Source organism: Rhodopseudomonas sp. BR0M22, from assembly GCF_010907035.1.
Lineage (GTDB): Bacteria > Pseudomonadota > Alphaproteobacteria > Rhizobiales > Xanthobacteraceae > Rhodopseudomonas.
This window is the reverse complement of record NZ_QUMK01000055.1, coordinates 1-14,585: the sequence shown is the minus strand read 5'-3', so window position 1 is coordinate 14,585 and position 14,585 is coordinate 1. Positions and strand designations below refer to the sequence as shown.

The following is a 14,585-nucleotide window of genomic DNA, read 5'->3' as shown; positions in this document are numbered from 1 at the left end:
CGAATCGCATGGAGACTTTCCCATGAAGGATTGGTACGCGGTCTTCGCCCTGGCACTGGTGATCGTTATCGGCTCGGCCGCCGGTCTGGCCGGCACAATCGCCTTCCTGCTGGCGTTCTTCGTCACCTGGTACTTGTTGTCGGCGCGCGAGATCGGCTTCGCCGGGGCCCGCGCCCGCGTCGCCTTCCGGATCGATCCACCGATCTGGACGCGCAGCAACTGGTTGTGGCTGGAGCGGCTGTTCGACGACAGCGACAAGCTCTTGAAGGCGGCAGCCACCGCGATGATCGTGATGGCCGGCACGCTGGTCGTCGGCGCGCCGATCACACTGCTGGTCGCTGTGCTGGTAGCCGCCTATGTCGCCTTCGGCATTTATCGCGGCCGCACCGATCCGCCGCCACGCGGCGTGCGGATTCACGATGCCGGCGCCGACGTCGCAGCGCGCACCGCGCGGGACCTGTCAGCAGAGCCGGCGAGCGAGGCGCCTCGAAGTTCAGCGACCGAACCGCCAGCGCCTGTATCGGTTCAGCCGGTTGCCGAGCCGCGTCCTTTGCTGCTGCAGCCGGTCGTTCGTATCGTGCCGCCACGGCCACGGATCGTCACCAAGCCGCGACCGTTGCAAAACTGCCGCCCCGCCGCACGCGGCATCCACGGCAAGGCAGCCGGCAAGCGCACCCAGCGCAAAGCGGGCCGTATCACGGCCCGCCCGCTCCCGACGCTGCCGAGCCGGAAGCCCGGCGGCGCCATCGCGTTGAAGCCGCGCCGCCCGTTGCGCCAACCGCCACAGCTTCGGCAACGGCGTCGCCTGCGCAAGCCGATGACCCTGGTGGTCCGCGCCGATGCAGCCGGCTCGTCGCCGAACCGCTGACACCAGCGCAACCGAACAGCGGCGAGCCGCCTACTCGACCATCTCGGCAACGCCCTTGCCGCAGGCCGCCGTATCGGCCTGCCCGCCGAGGTCACGGGTGCGCAGCGTCCGCTCGCCGAGCGTCCGCTCGATCGCCTTCACGATCGAATCCGCGGCCTGCTTCTCGCCGAGATGCTCGAGCATCATCGCACCCGACCAGATCATTCCGATCGGATTGGCGATGCCCTGGCCGGCGATGTCCGGTGCCGAGCCGTGCACAGGTTCGAACACGCTCGGGAAATCGCCCTCCGGATTGATGTTGCCTGACGGCGCGATCCCGATCGTGCCGGTGCAGGCCGGGCCGAGGTCGGACAGGATGTCGCCGAACAGATTCGAACCGACGACGACGTCGAACCAGTCCGGATGCAGCACGAAATGCGCCGTGAGGATATCGATGTGGTACTTGTCCCACTTCACATCGGGATAGGACTTCGCCATCGCTTCGACGCGCTCGTCCCAATACGGCATGGTGATCGAGATGCCGTTCGATTTGGTCGCCGAGGTCAGGTGCCGTTTCGGCCGCGACTGCGCCAGCTCGAACGCGAATTTCAGAATCCGATCGACCCCGGTCCGGGTCATCACCGTCTGCTGGGTAACGAATTCACGCTCGGTATCCGGGAACATCCGGCCGCCGACCGACGAATACTCGCCCTCAGTGTTCTCGCGCACGACCCAGAAATCGATGTCACCGGGTTTGCGGCCGGCGAGCGGGGACGGCACGCCGGGCATCAGCCGCACCGGACGCAGATTGACGTACTGATCGAACTCACGTCGAAACTTGATCAACGATCCCCACAGCGAGATGTGATCCGGGATCTTCTGCGGCCAGCCGACCGCGCCGAAGAAGATCGCGTCGTGGCCGCCGATCTTCTCCTTCCAGTCGTCCGGCATCATCTGGCCGTGCTTTTCGTAGTAATCGTAGTTGGCGAAGTCGAAATGATCGAACTTCAGCTTGACGCGATGCTTCCTGGCGGCCGTCTCCAACACCCGAAGTCCTTCCGGCATGACTTCCTTGCCGATGCCGTCGCCTGCGATCACCGCGATGCGATATTGGTCTTTGCTCTCACTCAAGTCGGTTCCCCTTTGTCTCGCGCGTCGCGCGCTTCCATCTGGCCCAAAGTACGCCAGCGTTCAACGCTGCGCTGCACATAGCGGAATCGCGTATTGCCCAGGTATTGCGCTTGCCTGCGACAAAACGCGCGTTACACTTTCCGCGGCAGATCAAAAAGCCGCCGGCCAACGAGCCATCAAAGACAATAAAGAGGAAACCCCATGTCTTCAGCCCCCTCGAACGTCCGTTCGTGGTCGGTGCGCGCCGTTGTCGCCGCGACCGCGCTCGGCTTCGGCGTCTCGTCCGCCCTCGCAGCTGATCCGATCAAGATCGGCGTGATCGCCGAAGCGCAGGCCATCGCCGGCGCCTCTATCCCGCAGGCAGCCCAGCTTGCCGCTGACGAAATCAACGCCAAAGGTGGCATCGACGGCCGCAAGATCGAGATCGTCAGCTACGACAATCACTCCTCGTCGGCCGATTCCGTCCGCGCGTTTCAGCGCGCGGTGAACGAGGACAAGGTCAATGCGGTGATTGCCAGCTACATCTCGGAAGTGGTGCTGGCGCTGATGCCCTGGGCATCGCGGCTGAAAACGCCGTTCGTCACGCCCGGCGCGGCGTCCAACGAGATCACCAAGGCGATCCATAAGGATTACGAAAAGAACAAATACACCTTCCACGGCTACCTGACTTCAGGCGAGCTTGCCCAGTCGGTGTGCGATGCCGCGAAGGACCTGCTGGTCGACGCCCGGCAGATGAAGACCGCCGTGATCATGAGCGAGGACGCGGCCTGGACCAAGCCGCTCGACGTCGGCTATCAGGAGTGCCTCCCGAAGGTCGGACTCAAGGTGCTCGACCACATCCGGTTCTCCCCCGACACCACCGATTTCACGCCGATCTTCAACAAGATCGAGGGATCGAAGCCGGACGTGATCATCACCGGCATCTCGCATGTCGGCGTGCAGCCGACGGTGCAGTGGAAGAACCAGCAGGTGCCGATTCCGATGTTCGGCATCTCGTCCCAGGCCACCAACGAGACTTTCGGCAAGGACACCAACAATGCGTCTGACGGCGTGCTGTATCAGGGCGTTTCGGGCCCCGGTGTCGCGGTGACGCCGAAGTCGGTGCCGTTCGCCGAGAACTTCAAGAAGAAGTACGGCAACTATCCGTCTTATGCCGGCTACACCGCGTATGATGAGGTCTATTACATCGCCGAGGCGGTGAAGCGCGCCGGTTCCACCGACGGCGACAAGCTTGTCGAAGCGCTGGAAAAGACCGACTACGAAGGAACGATCGGGCGCGTCCAGTTCTACGGCAAGGACGATCCGTTCACCCACGGCCTCAAATACGGCAAGGGCCTGCTCACCGGCCTGATGCTGCAATGGCAGGACGGTAAGCAGGTCGCGGTGTGGCCGCCCGAAGTGGCCAAAGCCAAGATCAAGTTCCCGGCCTTCATCAAGGCCGCCGCGAACTGACGATGAGCCCAGTGCTCCCGGACGGAAACGCCGGGAGCATTTTTCGTCAGGCTGCAAGCTTCTCCACATCGTCATTCCGGGGCGCGGGCGACGCCCGCAAACCCGGAATCTCAGAACAGCTCGGGATTCCGGGTCTGCACGCCGGCGGCGCGCATCCCGGAATGACGTCCCGGATTTGGCCAACTGAAAGTCCCGAATGCTCGCCCTGCAAATCCTGATCGACGGTTTCGCCATCAGCGCGTTGTATGCGCTCGGCGCCACCGGGTTCACGTTGATCTTCGGCGTCTCCGGCGTGCTCAACCTGTCACACGGCGCCATCATGGTGGCCGCTGCGGTCGCAGCCTGGGCGGCGTCGAGCACATTCGGCATCGGCAGCTACGCCGGCGCACTGGTCGGCATCGTCACTGCGCTGGTGATCGCGCTGCTGACTTACTTCGTGGTGGTGCAGCCGATCCAGCGCTCGCGGCGGATCGCCAACGAGGAGAAGGAGATCTTCGTGCTCACCGGCACCCTGCTGTGGGGCATCATGATCCAGGAAGCGATCGCTTATTTCTTCACCAACAACGCCAAGACGGTGTTGCCGATCGTCACCGGCGTCGTCGAGATCCTCGGCGTGCGCACCCCGCGCAACCAGATCTTCACCGCACTGGTGTGCTGTCTGGTGATCGCCCTACTCTGGCTGCTGGTCAACCGCACCAAGATCGGCAAGGCGGTGCTGGCGGCTTCGATGAATCCGCGCGGCGTCACCCTGCTCGGGCTCGAGCTCACCAACATCTACGTCGTCGTCTGGATCATCTACGGCGTGCTCGCCGGCATCGCCGGTGTGCTGCTCGGGATGTTCCTCGGCGTGTCGTCCTACAGCGTCGGGCCGCTGACCGCGAGTGCTTTCTCGATAGTGGTGCTCGGCGGGCTCGGCAGCGTGTCCGGTTCGCTGATCGCCGCCTTCGTGGTCGGCTATCTCGAGACCGTCACCGCCTACATGATTTCACCGGCGTATCGGACCATCCCGGCGCTGCTGCTGCTGGTGACAGTAATGTATCTGCGGCCTCAGGGCCTGCTCGGGAGGCGTTGAGATGGGTCTGTTCACGTCACGACTGTTCTGGATCGCGCTTCTCGTCATCGCATTCGCCGCGACACTGCCGCTCTACGTCTCCGGCTACATCCTCGGGCTGCTGACGGTAGCGTTCTACTTCGGCGTGTTCGCGATGTCCTGGGACCTGCTGTTCGGCTTCGCCGGCGAGGTCAACTTCGGTCCGACCTTCCTGATCGGCACTGGCGCCTACACTGCGGGCATCATCAACAACCTCTACGGCGTGTCGCCCTATATCTGCATCTTCATCGGCGCGATGGCGGCGGTGGTCGCAGGCTTCATTCTGGCCTTGCCGGCGTTGCGGGTGCGCGGGCCGTATTTCGGCCTGACCACGCTGGTGGCGGTGCTGATGCTGCAGAACTTCATCGTGGTGTTCGCCGAACTCACCGGCGGAGAGATCGGCCTCACCATTCCCGACGTCATCACCATCAACGCCGGGGCCAATTACTGGCTCGCGCTCGGCTTCATGACCGTGAGCGGCGCGGTCCTGTACGGGCTATCGCAATCGCCGATCGGCCTGGTGCTGCAGGCCTCGGGTCAGGATCCGGTGCAGGCCGGCGCACTCGGCTTCAACATCGTCAAACACAAGCTGTTCGCCTTCGTCGTCAGCGCGTTCTTCTCCGGCCTGTCCGGCGCGCTCTTGGTGTTCTACTTCGGCACCGCCTCGGTCGGCACCGTGGTCGACGTCGCAGTCGGGGTGAACGTCATCGTCGCCGCCGTGCTCGGCGGACGGCGAACTGTGATCGGCGCGGCGCTCGGCGCGGTGTTCCTGATCGTCGCCGGCGAGTTCCTGCGCCCGACCGGCGAACTCGCCACTTTCATCGTCTCGGCGGTCGCGCTGATCGTTGTGCTGTTCTTCCCCGGCGGCTTCCTCGGAGCGGCCATGTCGCGCGAGGCCCGGACGTGATGGACGCAGTCTCCGGGAACTTTGCTCCAACGCTCGAAGTCCGCGGCCTGACCAAGCGGTTCGGCGGCCTCACCGCGGTGAAGAACCTGTCGTTCGATCTGCGCGCCGGCGAAATCTTCGGGCTGATCGGCCCGAACGGCTCCGGCAAGTCCACGGCGATGAAGTCGATCATGGGGATCGAGCGCCCGACCTCGGGCGAAGTGATCTTCCAGGGCCAGAACGTCGCCGGCCTTCCGGCCCACAAGATCGCCCGTCAGGGCTTCGGCATGGTGTTCCAGCATTCACGGCCGCTAAACCGGCAGACCGTGCTCGAAAACATCATGGTGGCGCTGCTGCCCGACAGCCTGCTGGCGCTATTTCACGACCGCGCGTTGATCGAGCGCGCCGAGGCGATCGCCGAGCGGGTCGGCCTCGGCGCGGTGATGCGGCGGAAGCCACCGACGCTGCCGTTCGCCGATCTGCGCCGCCTGGAGCTTGCAAAGGCAATCGCGCGCGATCCCAAGGTGGTGCTGGTCGACGAGCCGTTCGCCGGCCTGACGCTGGCGGAGGTCGGCACCTTCTCCGAACTGATCGCCGGCTTCCGTGACGAGGGCCGCGCGGTGCTGCTGGTCGATCACAACGTCAAGAGCGTCGCAGCGTTGGTCGATCGCGTTCTGGCGATGTATCTCGGCGAGGAGATCTGCACCGGCGCCGCAAGCGACGTGATGAAGAACGAAACGGTGCGGCGGGTGTATCTCGGCGGCGCAATCGAAACCTCGGCGCGGCCGGAAACCAGTTTCCACGACAAGGAACCGCTGCTGCAGGTCGAGAACGTCAACGTGTTCTACGGCAAGGCCCAGGCGCTGGAGAACGTCTCGATTCACGTCCACAAAAGTGAGTTCGTCTCGGTGGTTGGGCTGAACGGCGCCGGCAAGACCACGCTGTTCAATGCCATCTCCGGCCTCCTGCCCTACACCGGTGCGATCAAACGCGGCGGCGAGCCGCTGCGCGGCACTTCGGCAGCCAAGATCGCCCGCGACGGCATCGTGCAATGTCCCGAATCGCGCGAGCTGTTCGGCGAGATGACGGTGCGCGAGAATCTCGACCTCGGCGGCTATCATCTCGCCGACGACGTCCGCGACAAGCAGATCGAATGGCTGTTCGAGTTGTTTCCGATCCTGCGTGAGCGCCAAAGCCAGCTCGCGCAGACTCTCTCCGGCGGCGAGCAGCAGATGCTGGCGATCGGGCGCGCCCTGATGATGCAGCCGAAGATCCTGATCCTGGACGAGCCGACGCTCGGATTGGCGCCGGTGATCCTGGAACAATTGTCCAAGGCGCTGGAAAGGCTGCGTCAGACATCGTCGATCACGATGCTGCTCGGCGAGCAGAACGTCACCTTTGCGCTGCCGCACGCAGACCGTGTCTATGTGCTCGAACACGCCCGGATCGTTTGGGAAGGCGATCCGGCGCGCTTTGCCGCCGAGGCCGGAGAAGGCTATCTGTAGCGCCGGACTCCGGCCGACCGGACATCAGCAAAGGGCACTCGATGGACCTGCATCTGCGCGGCAAGCGCGTCCTCATCACCGGCGCGTCGAAAGGCATCGGCGCCGCTGCGGCCGAAGTTTTCGCCGAGGAGGGCTGCCATCTGCGGCTCGCAGCCCGCAACAAGGACGCGCTCGAGTCACTCGGCGCGCGGCTGCGCGAGCTTCACGGTGTCGACGTCGCGTTGCATGTCACCGACCTGCGCAACAAGGACGATCTGACGCAACTGGCGGCGCAGGCAACCGACATCGACATCCTGGTCAATAACGCCGGCGACATTCCGCGCGGCACGATCGATGCGATCGACGATGCCGCCTGGCGGCACGCCTGGGACCTGAAAGTGTACGGCTTCATCGACCTGACCCGGCTGATCTACGCGCAGATGAAAGCGCGCGGCGGCGGCGTCATCATCAACGACATCGGCGCGGCCGGCGAACGGCTCGACGCCGGATATATTTGCGGCTCCGCCGGCAATGCGGCGCTGATGGCCTTCACCCGCGCGCTCGGCGGCAGAAGCCTCGCCGACAACATTCGCGTCGTCGGCATCAATCCGGGGCCGGTCGGCACCGACCGCTATCTCGGCCGGATGAAGGGCCGCGCTGCGGCCGAACTCGGCGACGAGAACCGCTACCTGGAGCTTCAGAAACACCTCCCGCTCGGCCGCCCGGCGCAGCCACGCGAGATTGCCGACATGATGGCTTTTCTTGCATCCGACCGCTCGGGTTATACCACCGGCGCAATCTGCACGGTCGACGGCGGCTTGAGCGGCGGCTGGCCGAGCTGAGGAGCGTGGCCGGCATCGCGCCGGCCGCAACCCTGCCATGACGATGCGCCGGCTCACCGCCTCCTGCTCGCTGTTGCGATGACGAAGCGGAGCCGCGCGGGCGGCACAACGTCGCTGTTTGATTCAGCGCAAGCTCGGCCCTGCGAGCCAGAGCGTATCAACCGACACCAGCAATTGGAGATCCCGCCATGGCGTCATCGCCCACCTCTTCGTCCCCCGAGTCCGTGCCGGATCTGCCGGCACTGTCACACATCGGCCGGGATTTCGTCTGGGGCGTCTCGACCGCCAGCTTCCAGATCGAGGGCGCCGCCAATGAAGATGGCCGCGGACAGAGCATCTGGGACGTCTACTGCCGCGCCGGCTACGTCGCCAACAACGACACCGGCGACGTCGCCTGCGATCACTACCACCGCTACCAGGAAGACGTCGCGCTGATGAAGGCGCTCGGAATTCAGGCGTACCGGTTCTCGATCGCCTGGCCGCGGATTTTCCCGCAAGGCACCGGTCCGATCAACGAACCCGGCCTCGCCTTCTACGACCGCCTGATCGACGCGCTCGAAGCCGCGGGGATCGAGCCGTGGATCTGCCTGTATCATTGGGATCTGCCGCAGGCGTTGGAAGAGCGCGGCGGCTGGCTGAACCGCGACATCGTGAGCTGGTTCGCCGACTACGCCCGCGTCATCGGCCAGCGTTACGGCAACCGGGTGAAGCGCTTCGCCACTCTCAACGAACCCGGCATTTTCAGCCTGTTCAGCCGTTCGTTCGGCGTGCGCGACCGCAGCGCAGACGACAAGCTGCATCGCTGGATTCACCACGTCAATCTCGCCCACGGGGCCGCCGTCGACGCGCTGCGCGACACCGTGCCGGACGCCAAGATCGGGCTCGTCACCAACTACCAACCGGTCTACCCGTCGAGCGACAGGCCCGAAGACGTCGCCGAAGCCAAGCTGATCAGCGACTACTGGAATCGCGCCTTCGCCGACCCGCAATATCTCGGCGAGTATCCCGACCTGATCCGGGACGCCATCAAGCCGCATGTCCTGCCCGGTGACATGGCGCACATTCAGCGTCCGCTCGACTGGTTCGGGCTCAATCACTACAGCCCTGTCTATATCAACTCCGATCCCAGTGCGATCGTCGGCCTCGGCTGGGGTCCGAAGCCCGCAGGCATTCCGCGTTCGCCGATCGACTGGACGATCGAGCCCGACGCGTTCCGGGACACGCTGATCGAGATCAGCCGACGCTACGGCAAACCGGTCTACGTCACCGAGAACGGCTATGGCAGCAACGTCGAGACACCGGACGCGAACGGCGACGTGATCGATCCCGGCCGCATCGCCTTCCTGCGCGACTACATCAGCGCTCTGGATCAGGCGATCGCCGCCGGCGCCGACGTTCGCGGCTACATGGTGTGGTCGCTGCTCGACAATTTCGAGTGGGAATCCGGTTACGGCGTGCGCTTCGGCCTCACTTACGTCGACTACGCCACGCTGCGGCGGATTCCGAAGGCGTCGTTCAAATGGTTCGCCGAGGTGATCCGGCACGCCCGCAGCGGCGGCGCCTGAGCCTGCCGGCGGTGCTTACGACGGCGCCGGTTCGCGCGAGGCATCGGGAGACGCGACCGGAAGCCGATCCGGCATCTGATCGATCGCGGCGAGCAGCGCCGCGACCCGGTTGGCGGAGGAACGCCAATCCGCCAGCCGCTGATAATTGTCGACCAGCCAGTTCACCGCGCCCTGCACGGTGACGAACGCGGCCGCGCTCTGCGTCACCTCGCCGAGTGTCATCGCGCCGGCGAGATATTTCGGAAAGCACAGGAAATACGCGGCGACCGGCGCGAACAGGAAGTTGCTGTGCGACACCAGCGTCATGTCGACGAGCTGCCAGCACAGATCGCGCCACGACCGCAGCACCGCTTTCAGCCGCTCTGCCAGCTTGATCATCCACGCCGTCTCGTCGGCTTCGCTGGCGGGACGTCCGCCCCGCATTACCTCGGCTGCGGCGCGGAATTCGGCCTCGTTCTGATTGCGATGCTCGCTGATGCTGGTCATGCGCCGGCCGAACCACAGCATCAGCGAGGTCATGACGGTCGAATAGCCGATCACGCCGACGACCAGATAGCCGGGGATCTCGACCCGATAGCCGAACACACCGACATTGATGCTGCCGCCGACGCTCCACAGCACGCTGAAAAAGGTCAGCGCCGTCAGGACCGAGGACAGGAACGCCTGGATCAGATCGACCGGTGAATCGGTGGCGATCCGGACGTCCTCGGCGAGGCGATATTCCGGATTCTCCGCGCCGTGATCTGTACCATCGATTGGGACGTTGTGGTCCTTTCGCGACCAGCGTTCCAGGATGTCACATGTCATCGACTCGCGCCATTTGCGCTGCCCGGTCATGCGGCCCCACACCGAGGTCGCAGCGAGCATCACGCTGGTGGCGGCGAGGAAAACGAACACGCCGGTCTGCGTCCACAGCGCAGCGGCATCCTTCCGCTCCAGCGCATCGAAGAAATGCCGATTCCACAAATTGAGATAAAACTGAACCAGCAACTGCGCCAGCACCACGCCGATCAGCACTGCGATCAGTCCGGTCACCCGCGGCTTGCCGCTCAGCCAAAATTTGCGGGACAGCAGCCAGAACCCGGTCAGGTTGTGGCCGTTCGAGTCGTTATGTGAGAAGAGTCCCATGATGCGATATAAGGCCCAGAGCCGCGGGTTGTGAAGCGCTCGGGGCTACCCATTGCGTCTAGTCTTGGTATCCGATCCAACGCGCAGAACGGTGATGCAGTGATATCGCCGGCGCAATCAACTCAGGGGAGTTACAGGTGGCGGCAGATCAGGCGCTGGTAAAGGAAACCGCTTGTGCAGTGGTGGGCAAGCTCAAGGCCGGCGAGGTCACGCCGCTCGAGGTGCTCGACGTGCTGCAGGAGCGGATCGCCGAGGTCGACGGCGCCGTCAATGCGCTGCCCACGCTGTGCTTCGACCGCGCCCGCAGCCACGCCGCCGAGCTGATGAAGAAGCCGCCCGCCGAGCGCGGCCTGCTGGCCGGCCTGCCGCTGCCGATCAAGGATCTCACCGCGGTCGCCGGCGTGCTCACCACCCAGGGCTCGCCGATCTACAAGGACCACGTTCCGGCCCGCTCCGACCTGATGGTCGAGCACCTCGAAGCCAACGGTGCCGTGGTCTACGCCAAATCCAACACCCCGGAATTCGGCGCCGGCGCCAACACCTTCAACGAGGTGTTCGGGGCGACGCGCAATCCTTGGGACCTGTCGCGCTCGGCGGCAGGCTCGTCCGGCGGCGCCGCGGCGGCGCTCGCATCCGGCACCGCATGGCTGGCCCAAGGGTCCGACATGGGCGGCTCGCTGCGCAACCCGGCGAGCTTCTGCGGCATCGTCGGTCTGCGCCCCAGCTTCGGCCGGGTCGCGCACACGCCGGCGGCGAAGATCGACCGCAATCTCGGCGTCAACGGACCGATGGCACGCAACGTCGAGGACGTCGCGCTGCTGCTCGACGCGATGAGCGGCGAATTCGCCGCCGACCCGCTGTCGATCCCCTCGCCCGCAACCTCGTTCCTCGCTGCCGCGCGGTCGCGGCAGAAACCGCTGCGCGTCGCCTATTCGCCCGATCTCGGCATCACCCCTGTCGATCCGGAAGTCGCCGCCATCACCCGCAAGGCGGCCGAACGCTTCGCCGAGGCCGGCGTGATCGTCGAACAGGCGCAGCCCGATCTGTCCGAAGCGCACGAATGCTTCCAGGCGCTGCGCGCGTTCGACTTCGCGATCAGCAAGGCCGATCTGCTGCGCACCAAGCGCGATCTGCTCAAGCCGGAAGTGATCTGGAATATCGAACAGGGCCTCAAGCTCACGGTCGATGATCTCGCCAAGGCCGAAGCGCAGCGCGTGGCGATGGCGGCACGGACCATCGAGTTCTTCCAGACCTACGATCTGCTGCTGTGCCCGGCGACGATCACCGCGCCGTTCCCGGTCGAGCAGCGCTACCTCGCCGAATGCAACGGCCACACCTTCGACAACTACGTCGAATGGCTCGGCATCGTCTACGCAATCACGCTGGTGTGCTGCCCGGCCCTGTCGCTGCCCTGCGGCTTCACCACGACCGGCCTGCCGGTCGGCCTGCAGATGGTGGCGAAGCCGCGTAACGAAGCCGGCCTGCTCGCAGGCGCCGCATTGATCGAGGACATCCTCGGCCTGAAGGGCACGACCCCGATCGATCCGCGCCCGGCGCCTGCCAGCCTCTAGGCACCTTGCGGGACTGGCGGTTGCAACACGCTGTGCTACTCTCCAGCGTGTTGTAACACCGATAGATCCGCCGACAAAGGCGGACGATAGGGAAACGCCAATGTCCGACCATCTGAGAGCGTCCGAGACGCTGAAAATCCACGTCGACCAGGACAAGTGTCAGGGCCATGCGCGCTGCAAAGCGCTGGCTCCTGAATTGTTCGAGCTCGACGACTACGGAAATGCCCACGAGACCGGCGACGGCACGGTGCCCACCGCGCTGATCGACCAGGCATGGCTGGCCAAGTCCAACTGCCCCGAGAACGCGATCGTCATCGACGAAGCTTGATCACTCCGCCTTCTCCCGTCCGAGCGGCGCCAAGACCGCAACGATCTTTCGCAGAGGAAACGCCAGACATGAGCGAACGCCCACCCGTCACCGACTGGGTCAATGACTTCGACCACACCGATCCGCGCTGGACCGAGAACCCCTATCCGATCTGGGACGAGCTGCGCTCGGCCAGTCCGCTGGTTCACACCGACCGGTTTCTCGGTTGCTACATGCCGACCACTTTCGCGGCAGTGAAAGAGATCTCCTACGACACCGATCACTTCTCGTCGCGGCGGATCATCGTCCGCAACGTCCGCTCGGCATCGCCGCCGCCGGCACCACCGATCACTTCCGACCCGCCCGAGCACAAACCGGCCAAGCGGCTGCTGCTGCCGCCGTTCACGCCCGACGCGGTCGCCAAGCTCGAGCCGCGGGTGCGCGCGATCTGCAACGAGCTTATCGATGCCTTCATCGAGGACGATGGCTGCGACGCCGCCACCGCCTACACCAAACACATTCCGGTGAAGACGATCTGCCATATGCTCGGCATTCCGGAAGACGACAGTGACATCTTCATCCGCTGGATCCACGAGATCCTCGAACTCGGCATCAACGACGATGCGATCCTGATGAAGGCGGTATTCGAGATGAGCACCTACTTCGCCGGCCACATCGCCAGCCGCAAGCAAAAGCCGACCGACGACCTGATCACCACACTGATGAATGCCCGCGACGACAAGGGCCAGCCGCTGTCGGACGCGCATGTGCTCGGCTCGCTGCGGCTGTTGCTGATCGCCGGCATCGACACCACCTGGAGCGCGATCGGCGCGGCGCTGTGGCATCTTGCCACGCATCCGGCCGACCGTGATCGGCTGCTCGCCGAACCGGAGCTGATGCCGACCGCGATCGAAGAGTTTCTGCGCGCCTACTCGCCGGTGACGATGGCCCGCGAGGTGATGAAGGAAACGTCGATCGCCGGCTGCCCGGTGAAGCCGGGCAACATGGTGCTGCTGTCGTTCCCAGCCGCCAATCGCGATCCATCGGTGTTTCCCAAGGCCGACCGCGTGATGATCGACCGCAAGGGGAACCCACATGTCGCGTTCGGTCTCGGCATCCATCGGTGCGTCGGTTCCAATCTGGCGCGGATGGAGATGACGGTTGCGATCGAGGAGTGGCTGAAGCGGATTGCTTCGTTTAGGCTCGACCCGTCACAAAAAGTGCGGTGGTCCGAGGGCACAGTCCGTGGCCCGCGCAGCCTGCCGCTGCTGTTCGGCAAGCCGAGCTGAGCCCACGCCCGAAAGGTCGCCAATGTCCGACGATGCCGAACTGCCGCCGGAGTCCAAACTCACACGCAACAAGCAGCGCTGGGCGGCAGAAGGCAAATTTCTCACCGGCCGGCACGTCCGGCCGGATGAGCAACGGTTGCCGCCGGGCCAGCATCTGGTCAAAGACTGGCCGGTGCTCGATCTCGGCCTGACGCCGCAGATCGGCCGCGACCGCTGGCGGCTCGATGTCTATGGCGCGGTGGCGGAGCCGGTGTTTTGGGATTGGGCGCAGTTCATGGCCCAGCCGCAGACCGACATCGTCTCCGATATCCATTGCGTGACCACATGGTCGCGCTACGACAATCGCTGGCAGGGGCTCGCGATACGAACGCTGCTCGACGCCTGCCAGCCGACCGATGCGGCCCGCTTCGTCGTGCTGCACAGTTCCGACGGCTACACGACGAATCTCACGATCGAAGACTTCGCCGCCGCAGATGCGCTGATCGCGCACAGCTGGTCCGGCGCACCACTCGATCAGGAGCACGGCGGCCCGGTGCGACTCGTCGTGCCGCATCTGTATTTCTGGAAGAGCGCGAAGTGGCTACAGGCCATCGAATTCCGCGACGCCGACGCGCCGGGCTATTGGGAGGTCCGCGGCTATCACAACCGCGGCGATCCATGGCAAGAGCAGCGCTATTCGAGTGATTGACGCCGCGCCGGTCATTCCGGGGGGCGCCGACAGGCGCGAACCCGGAATGACGATCTGTGGCGAAGAGCGTCCACCCGTCATTGCTGTGCGAGTTCACTAATTCGTTGATCGCATGGTTTTGTCGGCGGCGAAGTCCTTTGGGGTTTTGCCGCCGAGGGCCTGGTGAGGCCGGAAGTTGTTGTAATAGACCATGTATTCGAACAACTCGTTGGCGAAGTGGTCGAGGTTGTCGAAGGTGGCGCCTTCGATCACGTCCTCGTCGAGCGTCCGCCAGAAGCGCTCGATTTTGCCGTTGGTCTGGGGGC

The 14,585-nt window shown here is 64.7% G+C and carries 14 protein-coding genes; 11 read left to right on the top strand and 3 right to left on the bottom strand.

All coding sequences use genetic code 11. From position 1 onward, the window contains the following. Nucleotides 1–22 precede the first annotated feature (22 nt). Entirely contained in the window at nucleotides 23–868 is an 846-nt protein-coding gene (locus tag DY468_RS17480; protein ID WP_164606065.1) for a hypothetical protein, read from the top strand. A gap of 30 nt (nucleotides 869–898) precedes the next feature. Here the strand turns inward: DY468_RS17480 and DY468_RS17475 are convergent, their stop codons facing one another. Further along, nucleotides 899–1,978, bottom strand: coding sequence for a tartrate dehydrogenase (locus tag DY468_RS17475; protein WP_164606064.1), 1,080 nt, complete (start codon nucleotides 1,976–1,978; stop codon nucleotides 899–901). 201 nt (nucleotides 1,979–2,179) lie between these two features. On the opposite strand from DY468_RS17475, the gene DY468_RS17470 reads away from it, so the two are divergent. From DY468_RS17470 to DY468_RS17445, 6 genes are all read left to right on the top strand, one after another. Then, nucleotides 2,180–3,430 (top strand): ABC transporter substrate-binding protein, encoded by a 1,251-nt coding sequence (locus DY468_RS17470; protein WP_164606063.1) that lies wholly within the window; start codon nucleotides 2,180–2,182, stop codon nucleotides 3,428–3,430. 196 nt (nucleotides 3,431–3,626) lie between these two features. Then, the gene (locus DY468_RS17465; protein ID WP_164606062.1) at nucleotides 3,627–4,502 is read left to right on the top strand and encodes a branched-chain amino acid ABC transporter permease; all 876 of its coding nucleotides are present in this window, start codon (nucleotides 3,627–3,629) and stop codon (nucleotides 4,500–4,502) included. Between the two features lies 1 nt (nucleotide 4,503). Then, a complete protein-coding gene (locus DY468_RS17460) occupies nucleotides 4,504–5,427 on the top strand; it encodes a branched-chain amino acid ABC transporter permease (protein ID WP_164606061.1) in 924 nt (307 codons plus the stop codon). Next, nucleotides 5,427–6,911: an ATP-binding cassette domain-containing protein gene (locus DY468_RS17455; protein ID WP_164606060.1), complete on the top strand. Its 1,485-nt coding sequence runs from the start codon at nucleotides 5,427–5,429 to the stop codon at nucleotides 6,909–6,911. Before DY468_RS17460 ends, DY468_RS17455 begins: the two co-directional genes overlap by 1 nt. Before the next feature lie 41 nt (nucleotides 6,912–6,952). After that, nucleotides 6,953–7,732, top strand: a complete 780-nt coding sequence (locus DY468_RS17450; protein ID WP_164606059.1) for an SDR family oxidoreductase — start codon at nucleotides 6,953–6,955, stop codon at nucleotides 7,730–7,732. A 188-nt stretch (nucleotides 7,733–7,920) separates the two neighbouring features. Next, complete coding sequence (locus DY468_RS17445; protein ID WP_164606058.1) at nucleotides 7,921–9,297, top strand: GH1 family beta-glucosidase; 1,377 nt, start codon at nucleotides 7,921–7,923, stop codon at nucleotides 9,295–9,297. Between the two features lie 15 nt (nucleotides 9,298–9,312). On the opposite strand, the gene DY468_RS17440 is transcribed toward DY468_RS17445, so the two are convergent. Continuing rightward, the gene (locus DY468_RS17440; protein ID WP_164606057.1) at nucleotides 9,313–10,425 is read right to left on the bottom strand and encodes an SbmA/BacA-like family transporter; all 1,113 of its coding nucleotides are present in this window, start codon (nucleotides 10,423–10,425) and stop codon (nucleotides 9,313–9,315) included. A 137-nt stretch (nucleotides 10,426–10,562) separates the two neighbouring features. On the opposite strand from DY468_RS17440, the gene DY468_RS17435 reads away from it, so the two are divergent. The 4 genes from DY468_RS17435 to DY468_RS17420 all read left to right on the top strand — a co-directional run bounded on the left by DY468_RS17435 (nucleotide 10,563) and on the right by DY468_RS17420 (nucleotide 14,280). Continuing rightward, the gene (locus tag DY468_RS17435; RefSeq protein ID WP_164606056.1) at nucleotides 10,563–11,996 is read left to right on the top strand and encodes an amidase; all 1,434 of its coding nucleotides are present in this window, start codon (nucleotides 10,563–10,565) and stop codon (nucleotides 11,994–11,996) included. 100 nt (nucleotides 11,997–12,096) lie between these two features. Then, nucleotides 12,097–12,324: a ferredoxin gene (locus DY468_RS17430; protein WP_107343710.1), complete on the top strand. Its 228-nt coding sequence runs from the start codon at nucleotides 12,097–12,099 to the stop codon at nucleotides 12,322–12,324. Nucleotides 12,325–12,392: 68 nt separating this feature from the next. Beyond that, nucleotides 12,393–13,592, top strand: coding sequence for a cytochrome P450 (locus DY468_RS17425; RefSeq protein WP_164606055.1), 1,200 nt, complete (start codon nucleotides 12,393–12,395; stop codon nucleotides 13,590–13,592). Nucleotides 13,593–13,614: 22 nt separating this feature from the next. Next, on the top strand, nucleotides 13,615–14,280 hold the full coding sequence (locus DY468_RS17420) for a sulfite oxidase-like oxidoreductase (RefSeq protein WP_164606054.1): 666 nt from the start codon (nucleotides 13,615–13,617) through the stop codon (nucleotides 14,278–14,280). A 96-nt stretch (nucleotides 14,281–14,376) separates the two neighbouring features. Here DY468_RS17420 and DY468_RS17415 read toward each other — a convergent pair. After that, nucleotides 14,377–14,585 (bottom strand): integrase core domain-containing protein (locus tag DY468_RS17415; RefSeq protein ID WP_164606053.1); only part of this gene is annotated, 209 nt, incomplete at its 5' end.

Bases quoted from the DNA above. Each gene is read 5' to 3' on its own strand.
- DY468_RS17440 (WP_164606057.1), bottom strand. From the start codon at position 10,425: ATGGGACTCTTCTCACATAACGACTCGAACGGCCACAACCTGACCGGG.
- DY468_RS17480 (WP_164606065.1), top strand. From the start codon at position 23: ATGAAGGATTGGTACGCGGTCTTCGCCCTGGCACTGGTGATCGTTATC.
- DY468_RS17450 (WP_164606059.1), top strand. From the start codon at position 6,953: ATGGACCTGCATCTGCGCGGCAAGCGCGTCCTCATCACCGGCGCGTCG.
- DY468_RS17455 (WP_164606060.1), top strand. From the start codon at position 5,427: ATGGACGCAGTCTCCGGGAACTTTGCTCCAACGCTCGAAGTCCGCGGC.
- DY468_RS17465 (WP_164606062.1), top strand. From the start codon at position 3,627: ATGCTCGCCCTGCAAATCCTGATCGACGGTTTCGCCATCAGCGCGTTG.
- DY468_RS17430 (WP_107343710.1), top strand. From the start codon at position 12,097: ATGTCCGACCATCTGAGAGCGTCCGAGACGCTGAAAATCCACGTCGAC.
- DY468_RS17460 (WP_164606061.1), top strand. From the start codon at position 4,504: ATGGGTCTGTTCACGTCACGACTGTTCTGGATCGCGCTTCTCGTCATC.
- DY468_RS17445 (WP_164606058.1), top strand. From the start codon at position 7,921: ATGGCGTCATCGCCCACCTCTTCGTCCCCCGAGTCCGTGCCGGATCTG.
- DY468_RS17425 (WP_164606055.1), top strand. From the start codon at position 12,393: ATGAGCGAACGCCCACCCGTCACCGACTGGGTCAATGACTTCGACCAC.
- DY468_RS17470 (WP_164606063.1), top strand. From the start codon at position 2,180: ATGTCTTCAGCCCCCTCGAACGTCCGTTCGTGGTCGGTGCGCGCCGTT.
- DY468_RS17420 (WP_164606054.1), top strand. From the start codon at position 13,615: ATGTCCGACGATGCCGAACTGCCGCCGGAGTCCAAACTCACACGCAAC.